This window comes from Stenotrophomonas sp. 169, assembly GCF_014621775.1.
GTDB lineage: Bacteria > Pseudomonadota > Gammaproteobacteria > Xanthomonadales > Xanthomonadaceae > Stenotrophomonas.
In genome coordinates this window covers 1906272-1925769 of sequence record NZ_CP061204.1, presented here as the reverse complement: position 1 = coordinate 1925769, position 19498 = coordinate 1906272, and the positions used below count along the sequence as shown (strand labels likewise).

Annotated in this window: 20 protein-coding genes; 6 read left to right on the top strand and 14 right to left on the bottom strand. The window is 64.6% G+C overall.

The annotated features are described in order from the left end of the window. Positions 1 to 11: 11 nt before the first annotated feature. The 5 genes from ICJ04_RS08230 to ICJ04_RS08210 all read right to left on the bottom strand — a co-directional run bounded on the left by ICJ04_RS08230 (position 12) and on the right by ICJ04_RS08210 (position 5745). Positions 12 to 1250, bottom strand: coding sequence for a TrbI/VirB10 family protein (locus ICJ04_RS08230; RefSeq protein ID WP_188327015.1), 1239 nt, complete (start codon positions 1248 to 1250; stop codon positions 12 to 14). Continuing rightward, the gene (locus tag ICJ04_RS08225) at positions 1247 to 2023 is read right to left on the bottom strand and encodes a TrbG/VirB9 family P-type conjugative transfer protein (RefSeq protein ID WP_188327014.1); all 777 of its coding nucleotides are present in this window, start codon (positions 2021 to 2023) and stop codon (positions 1247 to 1249) included. The genes ICJ04_RS08230 and ICJ04_RS08225 overlap by 4 nt, the downstream gene beginning before the upstream one ends. Beyond that, a complete protein-coding gene (locus tag ICJ04_RS08220; RefSeq protein ID WP_188327013.1) occupies positions 2020 to 3105 on the bottom strand; it encodes a type IV secretion system protein in 1086 nt (361 codons plus the stop codon). The genes ICJ04_RS08225 and ICJ04_RS08220 overlap by 4 nt, the downstream gene beginning before the upstream one ends. Before the next feature lie 84 nt (positions 3106 to 3189). Next, the gene (locus ICJ04_RS08215; protein ID WP_223203053.1) at positions 3190 to 3660 is read right to left on the bottom strand and encodes a toxin co-regulated pilus biosynthesis Q family protein; all 471 of its coding nucleotides are present in this window, start codon (positions 3658 to 3660) and stop codon (positions 3190 to 3192) included. Positions 3661 to 4068: 408 nt separating this feature from the next. Further along, the gene (locus tag ICJ04_RS08210; RefSeq protein ID WP_223203017.1) at positions 4069 to 5745 is read right to left on the bottom strand and encodes a type IV secretory system conjugative DNA transfer family protein; all 1677 of its coding nucleotides are present in this window, start codon (positions 5743 to 5745) and stop codon (positions 4069 to 4071) included. A 193-nt stretch (positions 5746 to 5938) separates the two neighbouring features. Here ICJ04_RS08210 and ICJ04_RS08205 point away from each other — a divergent pair, with 193 nt between their 5' ends. Beyond that, positions 5939 to 6601, top strand: coding sequence for an NAD-dependent epimerase/dehydratase family protein (locus ICJ04_RS08205; protein ID WP_188327011.1), 663 nt, complete (start codon positions 5939 to 5941; stop codon positions 6599 to 6601). On the opposite strand, the gene ICJ04_RS08200 is transcribed toward ICJ04_RS08205, so the two are convergent. After that, a complete protein-coding gene (locus ICJ04_RS08200) occupies positions 6590 to 6973 on the bottom strand; it encodes a DUF6180 family protein (RefSeq protein WP_188327010.1) in 384 nt (127 codons plus the stop codon). The two genes, ICJ04_RS08205 and ICJ04_RS08200, sit on opposite strands and share 12 nt — an antisense overlap. A gap of 38 nt (positions 6974 to 7011) precedes the next feature. Beyond that, positions 7012 to 8226: an OmpA family protein gene (locus ICJ04_RS08195; RefSeq protein ID WP_188327009.1), complete on the bottom strand. Its 1215-nt coding sequence runs from the start codon at positions 8224 to 8226 to the stop codon at positions 7012 to 7014. Positions 8227 to 8382: 156 nt separating this feature from the next. On the opposite strand from ICJ04_RS08195, the gene ICJ04_RS08190 reads away from it, so the two are divergent. Further along, the gene (locus ICJ04_RS08190) at positions 8383 to 8643 is read left to right on the top strand and encodes a DUF3253 domain-containing protein (protein WP_188327008.1); all 261 of its coding nucleotides are present in this window, start codon (positions 8383 to 8385) and stop codon (positions 8641 to 8643) included. A gap of 51 nt (positions 8644 to 8694) precedes the next feature. Here ICJ04_RS08190 and ICJ04_RS08185 read toward each other — a convergent pair whose 3' ends face one another. Continuing rightward, the gene (locus ICJ04_RS08185; RefSeq protein WP_188327007.1) at positions 8695 to 8919 is read right to left on the bottom strand and encodes a hypothetical protein; all 225 of its coding nucleotides are present in this window, start codon (positions 8917 to 8919) and stop codon (positions 8695 to 8697) included. Positions 8920 to 9392: 473 nt separating this feature from the next. Between ICJ04_RS08185 and ICJ04_RS08180 the strand changes: the two genes are divergently transcribed. Further along, positions 9393 to 10187, top strand: coding sequence for an NYN domain-containing protein (locus ICJ04_RS08180; protein ID WP_188327006.1), 795 nt, complete (start codon positions 9393 to 9395; stop codon positions 10185 to 10187). A gap of 11 nt (positions 10188 to 10198) precedes the next feature. Here the strand turns inward: ICJ04_RS08180 and ICJ04_RS08175 are convergent, their stop codons facing one another. Next, complete coding sequence (locus ICJ04_RS08175; RefSeq protein ID WP_188327005.1) at positions 10199 to 10579, bottom strand: helix-turn-helix domain-containing protein; 381 nt, start codon at positions 10577 to 10579, stop codon at positions 10199 to 10201. An 85-nt stretch (positions 10580 to 10664) separates the two neighbouring features. On the opposite strand from ICJ04_RS08175, the gene ICJ04_RS08170 reads away from it, so the two are divergent. Next, complete coding sequence (locus ICJ04_RS08170; protein WP_188327250.1) at positions 10665 to 11729, top strand: SDR family oxidoreductase; 1065 nt, start codon at positions 10665 to 10667, stop codon at positions 11727 to 11729. Positions 11730 to 11778: 49 nt separating this feature from the next. Here the strand turns inward: ICJ04_RS08170 and ICJ04_RS08165 are convergent, their stop codons facing one another. Then, a complete protein-coding gene (locus tag ICJ04_RS08165; RefSeq protein ID WP_188327004.1) occupies positions 11779 to 12537 on the bottom strand; it encodes an OBAP family protein in 759 nt (252 codons plus the stop codon). 216 nt (positions 12538 to 12753) lie between these two features. On the opposite strand from ICJ04_RS08165, the gene ICJ04_RS08160 reads away from it, so the two are divergent. After that, on the top strand, positions 12754 to 13248 hold the full coding sequence (locus ICJ04_RS08160; protein WP_188327003.1) for a DUF892 family protein: 495 nt from the start codon (positions 12754 to 12756) through the stop codon (positions 13246 to 13248). Positions 13249 to 13329: 81 nt separating this feature from the next. Here ICJ04_RS08160 and ICJ04_RS08155 read toward each other — a convergent pair whose 3' ends face one another. Both ICJ04_RS08155 and ICJ04_RS08150 read right to left on the bottom strand, forming a co-directional pair. Beyond that, complete coding sequence (locus tag ICJ04_RS08155) at positions 13330 to 15507, bottom strand: TonB-dependent siderophore receptor (RefSeq protein WP_223203016.1); 2178 nt, start codon at positions 15505 to 15507, stop codon at positions 13330 to 13332. 255 nt (positions 15508 to 15762) lie between these two features. Beyond that, on the bottom strand, positions 15763 to 17211 hold the full coding sequence (locus ICJ04_RS08150; RefSeq protein ID WP_188327002.1) for a DUF4832 domain-containing protein: 1449 nt from the start codon (positions 17209 to 17211) through the stop codon (positions 15763 to 15765). Positions 17212 to 17587: 376 nt separating this feature from the next. On the opposite strand from ICJ04_RS08150, the gene ICJ04_RS08145 reads away from it, so the two are divergent. Further along, positions 17588 to 18139, top strand: a complete 552-nt coding sequence (locus tag ICJ04_RS08145) for a CPBP family intramembrane glutamic endopeptidase (RefSeq protein ID WP_188327248.1) — start codon at positions 17588 to 17590, stop codon at positions 18137 to 18139. Positions 18140 to 18182: 43 nt separating this feature from the next. On the opposite strand, the gene ICJ04_RS08140 is transcribed toward ICJ04_RS08145, so the two are convergent. Continuing rightward, a complete protein-coding gene (locus ICJ04_RS08140) occupies positions 18183 to 18563 on the bottom strand; it encodes a hypothetical protein (protein WP_188327001.1) in 381 nt (126 codons plus the stop codon). Positions 18564 to 18927: 364 nt separating this feature from the next. Continuing rightward, entirely contained in the window at positions 18928 to 19491 is a 564-nt protein-coding gene (locus ICJ04_RS08135; protein ID WP_188327000.1) for a TetR/AcrR family transcriptional regulator, read from the bottom strand. Between the last annotated feature and the right edge of the window lie 7 nt (positions 19492 to 19498).

The window sequence follows — 19498 nt, the reverse complement described above, 5'->3', positions numbered from 1 at the left end:
CTTCTCGCTCCTTACATCCGGCGGCCGAGCACGGCGCTGAAATCAACGTCTTTGGCGACGTAGACGTTCATCACGGTGCCCTGGTTGACGGTGACGGTCGGCTGCGGCCGATCCGACAACGCTTCACCGGCCAGGCGCTCCATCGTCCGCGCGGTCGCGCTTTCATACGGGCTCTGCACCGCGAAACCATTGCTGCCGATCGTGGTGGTTTCCGGACCGTTTTCCGCCGCGGCGTATTTGAAGGCATCGGCCAGCAGGCTGATCATCAGCGCGCTGGTCAGACGCTTGCCCCAATGGGCGGTGTACTGCCCAGGCACGCCGGCGCCACCCAGTCCGTCGGTGCCGGGGCTGGACATGGCCACGTCGATGCCGTTCGGCGTCGTGATGCGGTCCCATATGACGTCCACGCGCTTGGCCACCGGGCCACCGTTGTAGCTGCCGTAGATCTTCGAACCCTTCGGCAGCAGCAGCGTCCGACCGTTGATCGAATACACCGGCTCGGTCACCAGGCACGAGGTGTAGCCGGGGATGTCGGTGATGATCCGTGTTTCCAGTACGCAACGCAGATAGGTGCCGCGCACCAGCAGTGCATCCGGACTGCGGATGAAGGCAGCGGAGGTCGGCAGTGCTTCGCCTTCCCGACCCAGCATCCCGCCCTGCGCACCCTGGGCACCAGCACCGCCGGCACCCTGCGCGGCCGGATCCAGCGGACCGCCCGGCAGATACGGATTGGCCTGACCTTGCGGCTGCGGATACTGCCCCAGGGTCTGGCCCTGGCCTTCACCCAGTGCTTCGGCAGCAGCGATGCGGCGCTCCAGCAGGGTCGGGCCACGCGGGCCACGATCACCGCGATCACCACCGGCGTACGACGGCGCCGTGTCATCGACTGGCGGCGGCGGCAACATCGGAATCGGCTCGGCAGGCGCTTCGATCGGCGTCGCGCTCGGGATGGTCGGCAGCACGGGCGTGGTGGTACGTGCTTCTGCACGCGGCACCGGTGCCGGCTCCGGCTCGTTGCCCTTGCGGAACAGCAGGTAGCCCATGGCCAGCAGCAGCAGCAGGATGCCACCCAGGAACAGCAGCGCCTTGCGATCCAGGCGGCGCTCTTCCACCGTCCGCAGACGCGGGGCCGCAGCGTCCAGGTCAGGCGTGGGCTCCGGATCTACCCGGTTGAAATACGGGTTGTTTTCCGGCTGCGTGCCATCGCGCCTGTCGTCGGGTCCATTACCCGGGGGAGTGGTCTGGCTCATTTCTTGACGTTCCTTCGCAGGCCAACAACGTTATCGCCATGGCGGATCACCAGGTACGGATGGGTGCCGTGCACCACCAGCGTGTTGCCTTCCACGGTCGTATTGACCACGAAGTCTTCGCCGTTTTCCGTCTCGCGGCCGAACACCGCCGGGAAGATGCCGGTCTTGTATTCCGGCGACGCGGGCAGCCGCACGTAGGTGAAGCGACCATCGTCATAGGTGTTGACCGGGATCAACCAGCCCATCTTCTTGGCGCGGCGGGTGGAATAGGAATAGTCGAAATTGTAACGACGGTCCTTGGCCAGCACCGTGCTGAGCAGCGGCTTGGCCTCTTCTTCCACCGCTTCCTGGGCGACACCGAACTCGCTGTCGCTGGGGTAGGTAAAGGCGATGCGGTACTGCACACCTGCCCGACGTGCCTGGTCCAGCTGGCGCCAGTCGGTGGCCACGACCTTCAGTTCGAAGATGTAGTGGTGGGTTTCCGTGCGCACCATCATGTTGGTGTCCACGTCCACGTTCTTCGGCTTCAGATAGAACACGTTGCCGCGACGGGTTAGTTCCCAGCCCGCGCTGAATCCGGTGCTGTAGTCGAGGATCTTTTCGTTCGGGCTGAGCTCGATCTGGGTGGTAAGACCCAGGCCGGTGCGCACCTGATAGATCCGGTCCTTTTCATACTCGTACTGGTCGACGCCCTGCGCCGACGCACTGGCAGCCGACAGGGCCAACGCCCCGGCGACCAACCATGCACATGTCCTGATCTTGCGACTACTCATCGGTTGCTTGCTCCATCAGCAGTTCCGCTGGAAAGATTGCGCGCCGGCAGCGGCGTGCCTTGGCCCGGCGCAGCCTGCGCCGGCGCGCCGGGAACCGGGGTGCCCTGCGCGGGGACCGGCTGCGGCGTGTAAGTGCCAGGCGCGGCCTGGTTCGGATTCGTGCCCGGCGGCAGTGGCTGCGCAGGCACCATCTGGCCCGGAGCGGTCTGCACAGGCGCGGCCAGCGGCTGGCCGGTGATCGGATCGAAACGGGCGACCGGGACCTCTGCTGCCGGCTGGGCTGCGACGTCGCTGGGCGCGGCCGGCGTGGCAGCCGGGGCGGCGGTCGATGCATCCGGCACCGGTACGCCTGCAGCGGCGTAATCACGGTCCACGCGGTATTCGGTCACCTGGAACGACAGCGGATTGAGCACGCGTTCCTGCTCGCTCAGTGCCAGGGCCGCCTTGTATTCGAAGCGCAGCGTGACCAGCTGGTTGTCCAGGTAGGTCGATGCGCCGGTGCGCTTGTCCAGCAGCGTGCGCTGGATGCGTACCGAGGCCCCGCGGAAGCCGCCGTTGGGCAACGTGCCCAGCGGGGTGATGCTGAGGATCTTCACCCGCAGCGCGCGCTCGGTGCCATACAGCACCAGCGGGCTCTGCGGATTGCTGCGGTTGTACTGCGCCTGCAGCGCTGCACCCACCGCCTGATCGGACATCACGAAGACCTGTTCCCAGTCCCGCAGGCCCATGATCGCGTAGTCGTAGGATTCGCGCGCCAGCACGTACTGCGCCACGTTGCTGCGGTTGATCGCCTCATTGCTGGTGATTGAGTTCTCGCCCAGATTCCCGGACAAGCGCGCTACCGACGCCGTGCCGGTGTACGCATCCGCCATCACCAGGAAGGGCACCTTTTCCTTCAACGGCAGCACGTAGTAGTACCCACCCGCGAGCGCCAAGGACATCAGCAAGGAGGCGCTCGCCACCCACCACGCACGACGCTCACTCTTGCGCGCCATGTCGGCCACGGTGATCTCGTAGCTGACGGCCTTCGCCACAGCCTGCTCGACCTTGGGACTGTTGCCTGGGTCTTTCTTACGGAACATGGATTCTTCCGGACTACGTGGACGTCAATGAGCGCCATGTCCCGCACCGCGTGCAGGACACTACGTGGAGAAATACAACAGCTGTCAGCTACCGCTGGGCGCAGCGCTTACCGGTGCGGGCGCGGTCACGACAGGCGCAGGCGTAGTGGCCGCCGTCGGCACCGCCGCACTGCTGCCCGCGACGATCTTGTTGCCCACGATGCTCACGTAAACACCCTGTGCGGCATAGGCTGTGGTCACATCGGCCACCGCCTGCTGCGCACTCGTCGTCGATATGCGGGATACGCCGCCATGCAGCGTGTAATCCGATCCGAGGCGGTAATCCAGGGTCATGCCCGAATCCGCTGCCCAGCGCTCGAGCATGGCCTTCAAGGTGCCATCCATCGGCGATGCCTGGAAGGCATAGCTGGTGTACAGGGGGATTTCCGTGGGCGCGGCGTCGAAGCGATTGACTGGCTTCCAGCGCCCACCGAAGTCCGGTGCGGGTTTGGTTGCACAGCCTGCCATTGCTACCGCCGCCACGGCGATAAAAGTCTTTACCAACGCTTGCCGCATACGAACATCCTTTGACGTACGAAAAAGCAGCTGCGAATCGGGTGGTTCGGCAGTCCAGCGTTGCATCTGCACGCTGGAACCGGTTGCACGCCGGCCTATGCCGCTGCGTGAAACCGTCTCCCCTGCGGCCGTGGCCGCCTGCCCACCGGTCGGTGTACCTGCCCTGTGGGCCTGCAGCACCGACCTTCACCTCGTTCGAAGCCATCCCTGTTGCGGTGGCCGATACAGCCACCTGAACAATTCCAACAGTTCGATGCACTGAACCGATGCGGAAGGGTCTCATACATAGAGGTCAAAAGTGCGTCAAGAAAGCATGAAAGTTGTACAAGATCACGCCAAAAAGATGACCCACTTCACTTCTTCAGCGTCATGAACGCGTTTATGCGACACGCGACGTGGCGCCATGCGTCATATCTGCAAGCTCGGCACGTCGACCTTTGGTAGCAGGCGCGAGGTGAAGTGCCGATCCTTGTAATAGCGGATCTTGTCGCACATCACCGGATGCGGGATGCCCTCATAGAGGAACACCTCCTTGTCCGTGCCCATCGCCTTCAGCTCCTGCGGCAGCATCAACGCGCGGCGCTCTTCACTGAAGCTGTGGGTCTTTTCGCGGCCCTTGGTGATGTTCTTCTTGCGCAGCGTCGTGTAGCCCAGCATGTCCGAGTAGTCGTTGGCATCCTGCTGCTCGCGCGGTGCATACAGGATCTGCAGGGCATGGTTGGTGATGATGGTGCGCGATACATCCCGGCCGTAGGTGGCATCCAGCTGCGCCATGCTCTGGATGATCGGCAGCAGGCGCACGTTGTAGCCGGCCATGTAGGACACCGCCGAGGCAATGATGTCGACTTTGCCGATCGAGGTGAATTCGTCCATCAGCAGCAGCACCTGGTGCTTGAGGTCCGGATTGGACTTGGGCAGTTCCTTGGTGTTGAGGTTGATGATCTGGCTGAAGAACAGGTTGATGATCATCCGGCTTTCGGCCAGCTTGTTGGGCTGGATGCCGATGTAGATGGTCATCTTCTTCTTGCGCAGGTCGGTCAGCAGGAAGTCGTTGGTGCTGGTGGCCGCATCCAGTACCGGGTTGATCCAGGCGTTGAGTGGCTCTTTGAAGGTGCCCATGATGGAGGCGAAGGTCTCGTCCGCCTGCGACAACAGATTGGCAAAGGCGGACTTCGCGTTGCTGGTCAGGAACGGACGCCCCGCCAGGGTCTGCAGGTACTTGCGCAGGTCGCTGCCGTCGCCAGAGGAGATGCGGTAGATCGCGCCCAGCGTCGGCACGCCCTGCCCGCCCGGGAAGCCGCTGCGCAGCTCATCGTCATGGTTGTCGAACAGGTACAGGGTGAACGCCATGAAGGCGTTGCGCGCCTGGCTGACCCAGAATTTCTGATCGTCCGAGCCGTCCGGGTACAGCATTGCCGCAATGCTCATCAGGTCCGACACCCGGAACGCGGGGTCGTTGGACACATAGCTGAGCGGATTCCAGCGATGGCTGCGGCGGTCTTCCGCGAAGGGGTTGAACAGGAACACCTCGTGACCCTGCTGGGCGCGCCAGCCGCTGGTCAGCTCGAAGTTCTCCTGTTTGATGTCCAGCACCACGACGGACTCTTCGTATTCCAGCAGGTTCGGGATTACCACGCCCACACCCTTGCCCGAGCGCGTCGGCGCGGCAAGGATCACGAACTGCTGGCCCGACAGGCGCACCAGCTTGCCCTTGTAACTGCCCACCACGATGCTGTCACCGGTCTTCTTGAACAGCCCATGTGAGGACAGATCGGACCCGTTGGCGAACCGTGCATCGCCATGCAGCCCCTTTTTCTTGCGACGCAGCAGCAGGAAGGCGCACACGACGAAGAAAATGAGCAGCGGCAGGCCGAAGCCCACGTAGCCGGCGGCCTTGATCTTGCCTACGAACGGGGCGACCTGCGGCTGGTCCAGCGCGCTGAAGTACTGGTGATACGTATCCCAGGACCAGTGCGCGGTATCCAGACCGAGGAAGACCAGGGTCAGGTAGCCTGAAAGCAGGTAACCCACGACGAGCGTCGATACGATGCCGACGGTAAGACGAACCCATTTCTGCGTGGCCAAACCCGATTCCTCCCTGAGCGCATGATTGCGCGGACTGTACACAACTGGCCGTGATGCGGGTAGGTGGCGGCGCCGACCGATGCGGCGGGAGAGGACGTAAGCTGACGCGCGGGGCTGGCGGCCAGCGGCCATCACTACCCTTCCCTGCCTTCGCTTGTAGAGTCGATGGCCCCACCGCGCAGGAACTCCCACCATGCATATCCTTCTGACCGGAGCGACCGGCCTGCTGGGCCAGGGCGTGCTCAATGCCTGCCTTGACGCGGCAGACGTCACCCGGGTTACGGTGCTGACACGCAGTGCGATCGACCGCCCTCATCCGAAGCTGCACGAAGTACGGCTGGAAGATTTCGCGCAGGCCGCGACTGTCGCGCCGCAGCTGGCCGACATCGACGCCTGTTTCTACTGCGCCGGCGCGCCCCCCATCGGTACCGCCGAAGCGACCTACCGGCACGTCACGCTGGACCTCACCTTGGCGGTGGCCCGCGCCTACGCCTCGGCCAATCCACAGGGGCGGTTCTTCTACATCTCAGGTGCCAATTCGGACCCGGACAGCCGATTGATGCCACTGCGCATCAAGGGCGAAACCGAAGCAGCCCTGCAGGCACTTCCCATCACCACCGTCATGGTGCGCCCGGGTGGCATCCTGCCGGAGGAAGGCACGCACAGCCCGCATGGACTGCTGCGCGCCATGCACACCCTGGCTGCTCCCCTGCAGAGCTTGATCGTGAAGAACGTACCGGCCGCGGCCACCACCAACGGGGCGATCGGGCGCGCGATGATCTCGCTTGTGCGTACGCCCAATCCGCCCCGCGTAGTGGAAAACCGCGAGGTCAACGCGCTCGGCTCACCGCACTGACTTGCGCACTTCCGCGCCGACGCGGGCCTTGACCCGGTCCACGTCGGGGTTACCAGGTCCGGAGTAGTCGAACGCCTGGATCACGAAAACGGTCTGGTCGCCTGCGCTGATGCAGTAAGCGATCAACGACCGGCCATCGGTGCGCGGCGCGGACACATGCAGCGCCAGGGTCTTCTGGTCCTGGTCGACGCGGGTGGTGTAACCCAGTGCGGCGGCACCGCGCGATACGGCGGCGCGACAGGCCTGCATGCTGAGCTTGCTGGCCGGGAAACGGTCCACGTCGTAGCCCAGGCTGAAATCATCAGCCGCCGCGGGCAGTGCCGGCAGCAGCGCGGCAGCAGCGGTCAACGCGGCAAGAACGGTAGCTTTCATCCACATCTCCATGGCAGTCCGCATTGGCGGACGATCTATTACGAACGGACGAAAATCTCGACGCGGCGATTCAACTGTCGCCCGCCCGGATTGTCTTTGCCTTCGATTTCATTGGGGGCAACCGGCTCGGTTTCGCCGTACCCCTTCGCATCGGCCTGCTGGGCGGTCCCGCGCTCACGCAGCGCCGCGACCACCGATGCCGCGCGACGTTCCGACAGTTGCTGGTTGTAGGCATCAGCGCCCTTGGAATCGGTGTGACCGCGCACCTGCATACCGGTCGACTTCACGTCCTTCAGCGCACCGGCCAGCGTATCCAGCAGGCTGGCCGCGTCCGGGCGGATGTCGGACTTGTCGAAGTCGAACAGCACGCGGTCGTTGAGCGTGATCACGTAACCGCACGGCGCACCGGGCGGTGCGAACTTCTTCAGCGGCGGGAAGCGACCGGCCTTGGGCAGCGGCGGCAGTGGCGCCATCTTCACCGGGCGCGCAGGCGGGCCCACGGTACCGGTGCCATCGCCGTTGTTGTAGACCAGGCCTTCTTCGCCGTTCCATGTCCCCGAGCCATCGGCATTCACCCGCACCAGCCCCTTCGGGCCATTCCAGGTACCGCTGCCGTCGCCGTTGTTGGTGATCAAGCCACTATCGCCATTCCAGGTGCCCGCGCCCTTGCCGTCCAGTTGGATCAGGCCAGCGACGCCGTTGTACGTGCCCGAGCCGTCGGCCTGCACGGTGATGATCGCATCGTCGCCGCCGCCGGACGGAATGCCGTTGATGGTGCCGCTGCCGTCGGCATTCACCCGCACCAGCCCGCCTTCAAAGTTGGCCGTGCCACTGCCGTCGGGGTTGATCATGAAGATGCCTTCATCGCCGTTGCGGGTCAGCTTGCCCTGCTCGTCCACCTCGGTGATGCCGCCCTCGTTGATCAGGCTGCCATCGGTACTGCAGCGCGCAGGCGATACGGTGATGCCTTCAACGGGATTGAGGATCGACTGCAGGGACGACTCCAGCGCCCGCTGCGCCGGGGTGACACCGATTATCTCCGGGACGACGATACTGGGAATGATGGGAAACTCAGGCCCCTGATTCTGCGCATCGGCCTGGGCCTCTTCGCCTTGCGGGTCCGGCGCATCACGGGCAATACGTGACTCCGCAGTCGCGGCGGGCTCGCCATCCGGCGATTTCGAACAGCCGGCCAACGCAGCCAGCAGCAACGGGAAAGCAGACAACGCGAAGACGCGCGTGGATGAGCTCATGTACTGGATCATTCCGTGATGACAGCGAGGCCAGCATCCTATCCAGCGGCCATTTGCGTCGCGTGAAACATTCGTAAGCAGGTGGATGGGCGTCGTCGCCCTCGCGCCGAACCGCGCCAGACACCGTGGTCACCCGGACCCGATTAGGGTGCCAGGATGGATATCGCCCACACGATCATCGCACTGCTGCAGCAACGCGCTCCGGCCTCTTCGCTCTGCCCCTCCGAGGTGGCACGGGCACTGGCCGAGAGCGAAACAGCGTGGCGCGCCCTGATGCAGCCGGTCCGCGATGCGGCAGCCGATCTGGCGCGCGCCGGCATGATCATCATTACCCAGGGCGATACGCAATGCGATCCGGACATGGTCGACGTCGGGCCGATCCGACTGCGGCGTGGGCCGGGCTTTCCGCAGCGCTGACGGCGGTGTGGTTCGTAACGAGCGGGGTATGGCCGACCTTACCGTTGCGCGTCAGCGCGTGAACATTTTTTCCACGAAGCAGTATCGCCACAGACCCGCGACCAGCCAAAGGAGTGGCAGGGCAAGCGCTGCAGCGAACCAATCCAGGCCGGCAACCCGTATCAGTCCATAGCCCACCATGCCGGTGACGACCACCGCGACCATCACTGCGGTGAAATCCACCAGGAAGGGCAGCTTCAGCTCCCGTCCGCACACCGGACAATCGACCTTCCACACCTTTGCGCTGCGACCATCCGGAAGCCCCTGCTGGCGGCAGCAGTCGCTGAAACTCAGGGGGATGGCGCACCGGCATCGGGCGCACCGGGCACGGACGGTCATTACGCGTTCCTCCGGACATACAGGGGTGTGCTGACATGCAGGTGGACGGACATCATGGACCTCTACCTTCTGCGATTCGGCGTGCTGGAGCGGACACCGTGCGCGCCCCGTAGACACCGCCGGGAGGGTGGCACGACCAGGCGCACGGGTCCTTGCTCAATCGCGACACCCGGCGGCAGCGGACGTGGCAGGTCCAGCCTCAGCCCACGCCGGCCTTGGGATCGACGGCATCCTCCGAGCGCCATCGGGGTGCGATCCGCCACGGAACCGAAGGCCCCTGTCCCTCAGCGCCCTGATCCAGCAGGGCATTGCCGACGGACGACCGTTCCCCCCATAGTCGCCCTGTCACCCACCACCACTGGCAGCCACGGATGAGCAGCTCAGCCCTATCCCACGAACCGCGCGTCGCGCTGTTCGTCGATTGCGATAATGTCAGACCGGAAATACTGAGCGTCGCACTGCGGGTCGCTGCGCAGGCCGGTCGGGTCATGATGCGGCGTGGCTACGGCAACCATGACACGCTGGCAAAGAAGTGGAAGGAACAGCTGGTACGGGAAGCCTTCACGCCCTGCCTTCAGTACGCCTGCGTAGCGGGCAAGAACACCACCGATATAGCGCTCGCCGTGGATGCCTTGGAAGCCCTGCTTGATGATCGGGCGGATCACTTCGTGCTGGTGACCAGCGACTCCGATTTTGCTTACCTGTGCCGAAAGCTGCGGGAGCGCGGGGCGGTTGTCGCCGTCGTGGGGGAAACGAAATCACCGATCACGCTGCGCAAGGCCTGCGACGTCTTCCATGAGTGGGCCTGTCCCGCACCGGCGGTGGTCACACCAGCCGCAAAGGCGGTGAAGATACCCGTTGCGCCTGCTGCAAAGGCGGTGAAGAAACCCGTTGTACCGGCTGCGAAGAAACCAGCAACCCCGGCCGCCGCCAAACAGAAGCCGGAGTTGCTGGTGAAAGCTGTACGCGCGCTGGGCGGGATCGACCCCAGCAGCAAGGTGGGCTTGTCCGCGCTGGGAGAGCACCTGCGCAAGGCGCACCCTGGATTTACATCGAAGAAGTACGGCCATTCCACGCTGCTGAAGATGATCAAAACCTACGACGTGCTTCGCCACGCGCAGGACAAAGCCGGGGCATGGGCCGTGCACGTGGTCAGTGGCGCCTAGGCGCCGCTCGTTCAGCGCCGCCGCGACGTCGCCCGGGGCTGCAGTGCATCCAGTGTGCTGGCGTTCCGCCGCGCCCAGTCGTAGATCAGCTCGATCGGCTCCACCAACTGCCGGCCCAGCGCGGTCAGCCCGTATTCCACGGATGGTGGCACGGTCGGGTGTTCTGTGCGGAGCACGATGCCGGCCGTCTCCATCTCGCGCAGGGTCTGGATCAGCATCTTCTTGGAAATGGCGGGCAGGCTTCGATGGAGCGCGTTGCTGCGGGCGGTGCCTTCATGCCGTACCGCCAAGGTGTGCAGCACCATCGATGTCCACTTCGTGCTGAACAGCTCCAGCACCCGCCGCGGGGCGCAATCCTCCCGCCATTCTTCTTCCGCGCTACCTGACTTCATGCCCTGGTTACCGTTTGGTGCCTTCTTTCGAAGCCGAGGCCGCTATTTTAAGGTGTGACCCTGCATTTGATGAGAAGGCGACATGATGAACCAGAACGCATTGGTGGTCGGCGCGACCGGCATTACCGGCAGCGCCCTCGTACGGGAACTGCTGCAGGCCGGTTGGCAGGTACATGGCATGGCACGCAGCCTGGCCAATCTGCCGGCCGGGGTCACCGGCGTATCGGCCGACCTGCAGGACGCACAGGCCACCCGCAGCGCACTGGCAGGGCTGTCCCCCACCCATGTATTCATCACCACCTGGTCCCGCCAGGCCAGCGAGGCCGAGAACATCCGCGTCAATGCGGCGATGGTACGCAACCTGCTCGACGCCCTGCAGCCGGCGGGTAGCGTGCAGCACGTCGCACTGGTGACTGGACTCAAACATTATCTCGGCCCGTTTGAAGCCTACGCCCAGGGCGTGCTTCCGCAGACGCCGTTCCGCGAAGAACAGCCGCGCCTGCCGGTGGAGAACTTCTATTACGCGCAGGAAGACGAAGTCTTTGCTGCAGCGGCGCGCGATGGGTTCACCTGGAGCGTGCACCGCCCGCACACCGTGATCGGCGCGGCCGTTGGCAACGCGATGAACATGGGAACCACCCTGGCGGTGTATGCCACCCTGTGCAAGACAACCGGGCGGCCGTTCTATTTCCCCGGCTCGCAGGCGCAATGGGATGGCCTGACCGACATGACCGATGCAGGCCAGCTGGCACGGCAGCTGCTGTGGGCGGCGCAGACGCCCGCAGCGGCCAACGAGGCGTTCAACATCGTCAACGGCGACATCTTCCGCTGGAGCTGGATGTGGGGCCGCATCGCGCACTGGTTCGGCCTGGACGCTGCCCCCTTCAACGGTGAGGTCCGCCCACTGGAGCAGCAGATGGCCGACGACGCCGCAACGTGGGCACAGCTGGCAGCGGAGCATGGCCTGGCCGAGGCGGACATCAACCGGCTGGTATCACCGTGGCATACCGATGCCGACCTGGGGCGTCCACTGGAAGTCGTCACCGACATGTCCAAGAGCCGGCGCATGGGGTTCCTGGATTACCAGCCCAGCGACGACGCTTTCTTTGCGCTGTTCCAGAAACTGCGCGACCAGCACCTGATTCCCTGAAGCACCGTGCGGAGCGGGCAGCTCACCCGCTCCGCCGCGCTGATCCGGGTTACGGCGTCGGCTTAACCGGATGCTGATGATCTGCGCCCGTGGGGTCTGGAATCTGAATGACGTTTCCCCGCTGCCACGCATCTGCACCTGCATCGACGGCAGGCGCGGCAATGTCCACGCGCTTGGCTTTCCTGGCATCGCTGTCCACCCCCAGCCGCTCGTCGCGCGCCCTGACCATGGCCGGATCCGCCTGGCCGTCCGCAGTGAAGCCCATCATCAACTGCGGCACGCCCAGCGGCAGTCGCTTGTCCTGATCGGTGTGCCAGGTGTGCCAGGTCTTTCCATAGGTGCCTACCAGCTTCTCCATCAAGGCGTGCTCTGCCACTTCCGGGATGCCAGGAGCCACCAACTGACCCGACCGCACCTCATGCACGTGGCTGTGCCAGAGCGCCTTCTCGGCCTCCGGCAGCCCCGCGAACAGTGCCCCGCTGATGATGTATTCCACGCCCATCAGCTTCGCATCGGCGACGTTACCGTCGTAGATCGCGCACTGGATGACTTCTTCGTTGAGGATGGCGCAGTAGTGATGCGCCTCCATCTGCACATCCGGCCGACCGTTGTAGAAATGGAAGCCGTCCAGATAGGCATTCAGGGCCTCGACCGGCGGCCGGTTCTGCAGCACTGCCGCACCGGCATCGAGCGCCTTGGTCTTCGCGCTTTCCTCCGCACCGGGCGCCTGCACCTTGGAGGGCGTGTCCGCGCCGCCACACGCAGTAAGCATCAGCGCCAGCGCGCCAGTCGTCCATGTGGTTTTCATCACGCACCTCCCGTAAGACCAACGCACTTCTTCTAAGCTCACCCGTGTCCCCACACCGTGAACCCGGTTTGGTAGAGCCGACGTGGTAGAGCCGACTTCAGTCGGCTGCCCTCCCTCCCCGCCCCACCTGCATGCCCCCTTCACCCTTCCTCCAGCGGACGCTAACGGACCCGCGCCTAACGTTGCGCTCCCACCCACCCCAGCCGGAGAATCCGCATGGCCATCAAGACCCTCGAAGACCTCTTCATCTACGAGCTGTCCGATATCTACAGCGCCGAAAAGCAGCTGACCAAGGCCCTGCCCCGCCTGGCCCGTGCTGCGACCAACCCGGATCTGGTGGCGGCCTTTGAGACCCATCTGGAAGAAACCAATGGCCAGATCGAGCGCATCGACCAGGTGGTCGAGACGCTGGGCATCCGCCTGAAGCGCATCAAGTGCGCAGCGATGGAAGGCCTGGTGGAAGAAGGCAAGGAAGTGATCGACAGCGTAGAGAAGGGCCCGGTCCGCGATGCGGCACTGATTGGTGGCGCGCAGAAAGTGGAGCACTACGAAATTGCCTCGTACGGCACCATCGCCGCGCTGGCCAAGCAGCTGGGCTACAAGGACGCCCTGCCGCTGCTGCTGGAGACCCTGGAAGAAGAAAAGGTCACCGACGAGAAGCTGACGATGATTGCCAAGGCAGGCGCCAAGGAGGCGGCTGCGGCGGGCTGATACCCGACGCAGTGACGATGGCCGCTGGGGTTGTCCGACCCCAGCGGCTCTCATCCTCGAAGCGGCCACGCAGGCGGCTTCCTAGAACGTGTAGTTCACCGTCAGCCGGACATTGCGCGGCTCGCCCCACGTGTACGTGCTGTACCAGTTGAAGATCGTGTAGTAGTGCTTGTCCAGCAGGTTGTTGACGTTGAGCGTGGCCGACAGCTGGTCGTTGAACTCATACCGCGCCATTGCATCCAGCAGCCAATACGGCTCGGTGCGATGCACCAGGCTGCCCCCATCAACCGGGTTGGTGATGGTGCCGAAGGTGGTGCCCTGCCAGCGCGCGCCGCCGCCGATGCTCAGGCCTGGCACGCCCCGCTGCAGGCGGTAGGTGGTGTGCACGCTGAACTGGTCTTCCGGCTCCAGCGTGGAGACCTTGGTCGACTGCTGGCGTGCGATCTTGTGCGCATAGCCGCCCTGCACCTGCCAGCCCGGCGCGACCTGGCCGGACATCTCCAGCTCGTAGCCCTTGGTACGCACGCCCATCAAGCCACGGTAGGCGATACCACCGCCGGGGGTCAGGCCGCCGCTTGGCTCGGCATAGTTGTCCTGCTCCAGCTGGAATACCGCTGCACTGGCGTTGAAACGCCCTTCCAGGAACTCCGCCTTCAGGCCGGCCTCGACGCTGCGCCCTTCCAGCGGATCCAGCACCCTGCCCTGCTCGTCCTGGTTGCCCTGCGGCTTGAAGATACTGCTGTAGCTGGCAAACACCGAGTAATTCTTGTTGAGGTCATAGACCACGCCGGCATACGGCACCACTACGCCACTTTCGTCGGTGTCCGGTGAGGTGTAATTGGCGATGCGGGTGCCCAGGATCAGCTTCAGCGGATCGGCCAGGTCGAAGCGGCCGACCAGGTACGCACCGCTCTCGCGGGTGACCTGGTTATCGCCGTAGCCCCACTGCCAGTCCGGCTCGGGCACATCGCCGGTCCAGCCGTAATAATCGTCGACGCTGCTCACGTATCCCGGCTGCGGCGAGTACCCGTTGTTGATCCAGCGCTTGCGCGACACGCTGCCACCGACCACCAGCTCGTGCTGGCGACCGAACCAGTCGAACTTGCCGCTGACATACAGGTCGGCGGCATTGCTGGTGGTCTTGCCCACGTACTTGCCCAGCCACATGCTCACGCCTTCACCGGTGACCGGGTCCGGGTTGCCGCCAGCCGCCGCGCCCAGCGGCGCGTCGTAGCCGTTGACCTGGTGGTTGAGCTGCAGCTTGGCCACCCAGTCGTTGCTGAAGGTATGTTCCAGCGTCGCGAAGGCGGTGCGGCTGTATTGCGCCCAGATGCTCCAGCGCGCGCCGTTGTTGAACGAGCGCGGCATCTTGTTGAAGTTGCCGGTCGTGTCCAGCAGCGGAATGCCGCCCCAGCTTGAACCCTGCGGATCACTGTCCTGATAATCAGCGCCGACGGTCAGCAGGGTGCTGTCATCGATGTCCGCTTCGAGGATGCCGTAGAACACCTGGTTTGTGCGCTGGTAATGGTCGACGTTGGAATGCTTGTCCTGCTGCGCCGCCACCGCGCGGCCGCGCACTCGTCCGCTTTCGGTCAGCGGGCCGCTCACATCCACATCGGCACGGTAGCTGTCCCACGAGCTGACCCCCAGACCTACGCTACCGGCCAGCTCGCGGGTGGGCTTCTTGCGGATCAGGTTGATCGTGGCGCCCGGGTCGCCCATGCCGGTCAGCAGGCCGGTGGCGCCCTTCAGTACTTCCACACGGTCGTAGATGGCCATGTCGCTGAGCGTATTGCCCGCCGAGTACGCCGAATCGCGCGCCATCGGAATGCCGTCGTACTGGAAGTTCTGCACCGCAAACCCGCGTGCGTAGTACTCGGTGCGCTCGCTGTCGTAGGTCACGATGCTGATGCCCGGGGTGACCTTCATGACATCGTCGATGCCGTTGAGGCCGAAGTCATTCATTTCCTGCCGGGTGATCACGCTGATCGACTGCGGAGTCTGCCGCGGCGTCAGCACCAGGCGGGTGGCGGTGGCGATGGTGCCGGGCGTATAGGAATCACTGCCCTCGGTTACGGTGCCCAGCTGGTTCGCGGTGACCTGCACGGTCTGCAGCGTGCGGGACGCCTCGTCGTCGGCCTGCGCCGTGGTCTGCTGTGCATGGGCGGCAGAGGTCAGCAGCCCCAGGGCAAGACCGGCCAAGATGGCCTGGGTCAAGGGGGAAACAGCGGGGATGGCGCGGAACGGGACAACGGACACGGCAAGGCCTCCAGGCAGGAATGAATCCCTCTGGCGGCGGCTTGAGGTAAAGGAATGGGCGGCATGATGACGCAAATGTGACGACGGCGGTAGATGGCTTGGGTTTGAACACGCAGGTAGCCAGCTCCATTTCGCGCAGCGAAGTGGAGCTGGCACCATCACGGCGCCCTGTTTCGGGCGCTGTGGCCGAATCGGGCACCGCAGCCGACTGAAGTCGGCTCTACCCTCGGAAGCCCCGTGGCTGCCCCTGCGGGCTCAGTTGACCTGCACTTGTCCCAGCGGCAGGCGACGCTGTGTGTCCTGGCCGTCGTTCTGGGGGGCGATGTTGCGGCGGCCCGGTGCGTCGTCGGCCAGCGCCAGGCGCAGCGAGTAGCTGCCTGCCGCCAGCGTGCCGGGCACGGTAAACGTTGTGCTGCGTGCCTGCACCGTGCCGGGCATGATCTCGCTCAGGGCCACGGCCGGGATGGAGGTGCGGGCCTTGGTGCTGCCGTCGGCCGCCACCCAGTGCAGTTCCACGTGATATGCGTTGTACAGCGGGGCTGAGCCATGGTTGGTGATGTCCAACTGCAGCGCGGCCTGCTGGCCTCGCACCTGGGTAGTGGGCCAGGTCACCTTGGTAATGCCCAAGCGATAGCCGAGGTCGCGCTTGATGTCCTTCAGCTTGCTCGCATTGCCGCTGGTTTCGTGGGCACCCGCCGGGCCGAGGAAGCTGAAGTGATAATCGCGCAGCAGCTTGCGCACGTTGGCGGTGCGGTTGATCCAGGTGCTCTTCTGGTCGGTGTTGGGGCTCTCGCCGCTGATCGGATTGACCATCCAGTTCTGGCGCGCCGCCGGCACCTCGTTGGTCAGGCCGTACTCCAGGTTCCACCAGCCATCGTCGCTGCAGTCCGGCATCTGCGGGCTGAAGGCATTGCACTTGCCAGTGAAGGACGGGAAGTAATCTTCGTGGAAGCCGAACATAGCCGAGCCCACGTCCGATGCCCGCGCATAGCGCGTCTGCAGCGGGGTCTTGATGAAGGCTGCCGTATACGCGTCACGGATCAGCGAGCGTGTCTGCGCGTTCGGCTGCAGGTCGTCGCACCCGCTGGTGTGCCACTCGCCCCAGAACCCCAGCAAGCCGACCTGGATCGCGGTGATGCGCGGATCGCCGTCGAAGCGTGCGGCCAGCGCCTGCACGAACTGCTGCATCTGCTGTCGCGCCGCCGGGTTGTTGTAATCCAGGCTGCGGATGGGGCCATCGGAATCGCACTTGGCGCGTACCGTGTACGGAATATTGAGCGGCGCCTGTTCCAGGAACTTGGGATAGTCGCGCTCGTTCTCACCGCCGGTGTAATGCGCGTCGATCTGGCTGGCGGCACTTTCCGGATAATCGGCCACCGGGCGCAGAACGAAGGTAGCCAACGGATCGTCGGCGAGGATCGGCTGCAGGTAATGGGTTTCCACGGCATTCCAGTCGAATACCTGGTCTGCGGTTTCGATGATCCGCCACGGCAGGTACACGTGATAGATGTGCGCACCGTGGAAGTTGTCCACGCCGCCATCCACGGCATAGGAACTGCCCCACAGCATGAAGCCGCGGTGCGGGTTGTCGAACTCCTGGGTGGATACGGCCGGGGTCAGGGTGCCGGCGTGGGCACAGGCGGCGCTGAGCGCGCTCGCCAGAACAGCGGCAGCCAAGGCTGCGCGGACGGGACGTGACGACATGGACTTACCTCTTCAGGTGCGCGGGGAAAGACGGCAACGAGGGGCGGTGCATGCGGGCTGTCAGTCGTCAGGCCGCATCTATGGCGGGATTGACGGTAGCTTATGTTTCGTTATGCATCAATAGCGAAATATAACGAGCGCATCACAGTTTCGATAACAAGGTCGACGCATGTCCTCTGGCACGGGGAACCGCCAATACGGCTGGCTACGCTTGGGATCCCTGTCCTGATCGCGCACTCGCATGCCTCCGCTTGGCCACCCTGCCCCACCACCACCCGCCTTGATGTCGGCGCTTCGCCATCCGCTTGCGCGCGTCGCTGCCATCATGCTCATCGGGGCTCTCGCCCACTTCCACTGGCTGTCCTTCCCGTGGCGGATGCCAGTGGTGGGTGCTCTTGCGGTCGGTCTGGTCTGGCTGGAGACGCGCTCATGGGACGCCTGCGGGCTGAAGCCGCGCTCCCTGCGCGCGACACTGGGCTGGATCGTCCTGTTGCTGGTGACCGTGATCGGGCTGGTCAATCCCTTCGTGCAGCCGCTGATGGATCAGCTGACCGGAACCAAGGCCGACTACAGCGGCTACGGGGCGCTGCGTGGAAACATCGCCGCCGCCGCCCAGCTCGTCGGCGGTGCGTGGCTGAGTGCCGCCGTGGGGGAGGAACTGGTGTTCCGTGCCTTCTTGATGCATCAGCTGGAGCGCTTGGTGGGCCGCCTGCGCGGCGGGATACTGCTCGCCGCGCTGCTGGGTGGCGCGGCCTTCGGCCTGATGCACGCGTCGCAGGGCCTGTCCGGCGTCCTGCTTACCGGCGTGGTCGGCGTGCTCTTCGGCTATGTGTATCTGCGCTCCGGGCGCAATCTGTGGGCGATGATCGTGGCGCATGGCCTGACCGATACATGGGGCGTCGCTACGCTGTATCTGGGGTGGTATTGATACGGCAGCGTGCAGTGCGCCTCGCAACGTCCCGACGACGCGCTCACAACGTGCCGCTCAGTGCATCGCGCGAGGTCTTCAGCAGATCGCGCCCTGCCACCAGCAGACCCTCTACCAGATGCTCGCCGATCACCGGCTCGTCGGCTCCGTCGGCGGCGTCGATATGCGCGGCATGGAGGATCTCCAGAATGGCGTCCAGACCGGAGAGCTTGCGCTCGATCATCATCAAGTGAGCGCGTTTGCCGCCATTGATGTGACCGGGCTGCGGGGAGGCTGATGGCACGGCGGGATGCCCGGCGTACTGCGCGTCTTCCTGGGCCTTCAGGATGCCTTCAAGACGGCTGACGAAACGCGGCGGAAGGTCGTGTACGGCTTCGCCGATCACAGCGTACAGGCGTGCGCCGGCAGTGAGTTCTACAGACATGAAAGGCCTCGCATGCGGCCGCCAGCGCACAGGCGCTGGGCGGCGGACGGTGCGGGTTGCCATACCGGTGTCGTACAAAGCAGTTAACCGGCGGATCATGCGATCCCCCGCACCGTCCGCCAAAAGGATGGCACGAGGGCGCATGCTCCGCCGTGCCCGAAGGCGACAACAGAGATGCTTTGCTAACGACGTTCGGGATGGCAGTCCCGGCTGGCCCTGCGGGTCAGCACCGACATCGTGGGCGGGACGGCCTTGAGCGTCCATGAGGATTGCTGCGTTTCTCGTCATGGCATCGCATCAGAACCAAGGCGTTGCTGACAGTGGTCGCGACGGGCGGCCTCGCCCGCAGGGCGTCGAGCGCTACCTATGTGAGCGGGCAAGCCTGGACAACGAGCGCTTCGGTCATCCCACGTCTGAACATCGGTGATGGGCCACGCGGCAAGCCATGTTCTTCCGCTACCAGTCGGACGAAGGTCTCACCGTCATCCCACATCTTCAGCTGTGGCGGCGCGTTTGCAAACGTCCGCGCTGCCAAGGCCAGAAACGGGTGCAGCACCGTCTCCCAGCGGGCGAAGTAAATGCTGCGATCGTGCTCAGAACGTGCCAGCGCCTGACAAAACGCCCGGCAGCCCGGATGCGCGGCAAGGCGCGCCATGCCCTCCAGGATCCGCTGCAACGCCTTGGCGGTAGGGGCGCTGTTCGGCAGGTCCACGTCCGCGGCAGGGAGTCCATCAAGGTGGCCGTCCATCACCACCCGGTAAAGGGATTCCTTGTCACGGAAATATGCGTAGATCGTCGCCTTGGTGATTCCGCACCCTTCTGCAATGCGATTCATCGTCGCGTTCTCGAAGCCGCAGTGCGCAAACACCGTACTGGCGGCCTCCAGAATGCGTTGCCGACTTCTCGACCTCGCATCTTCCCAGCGCATCGCCGTT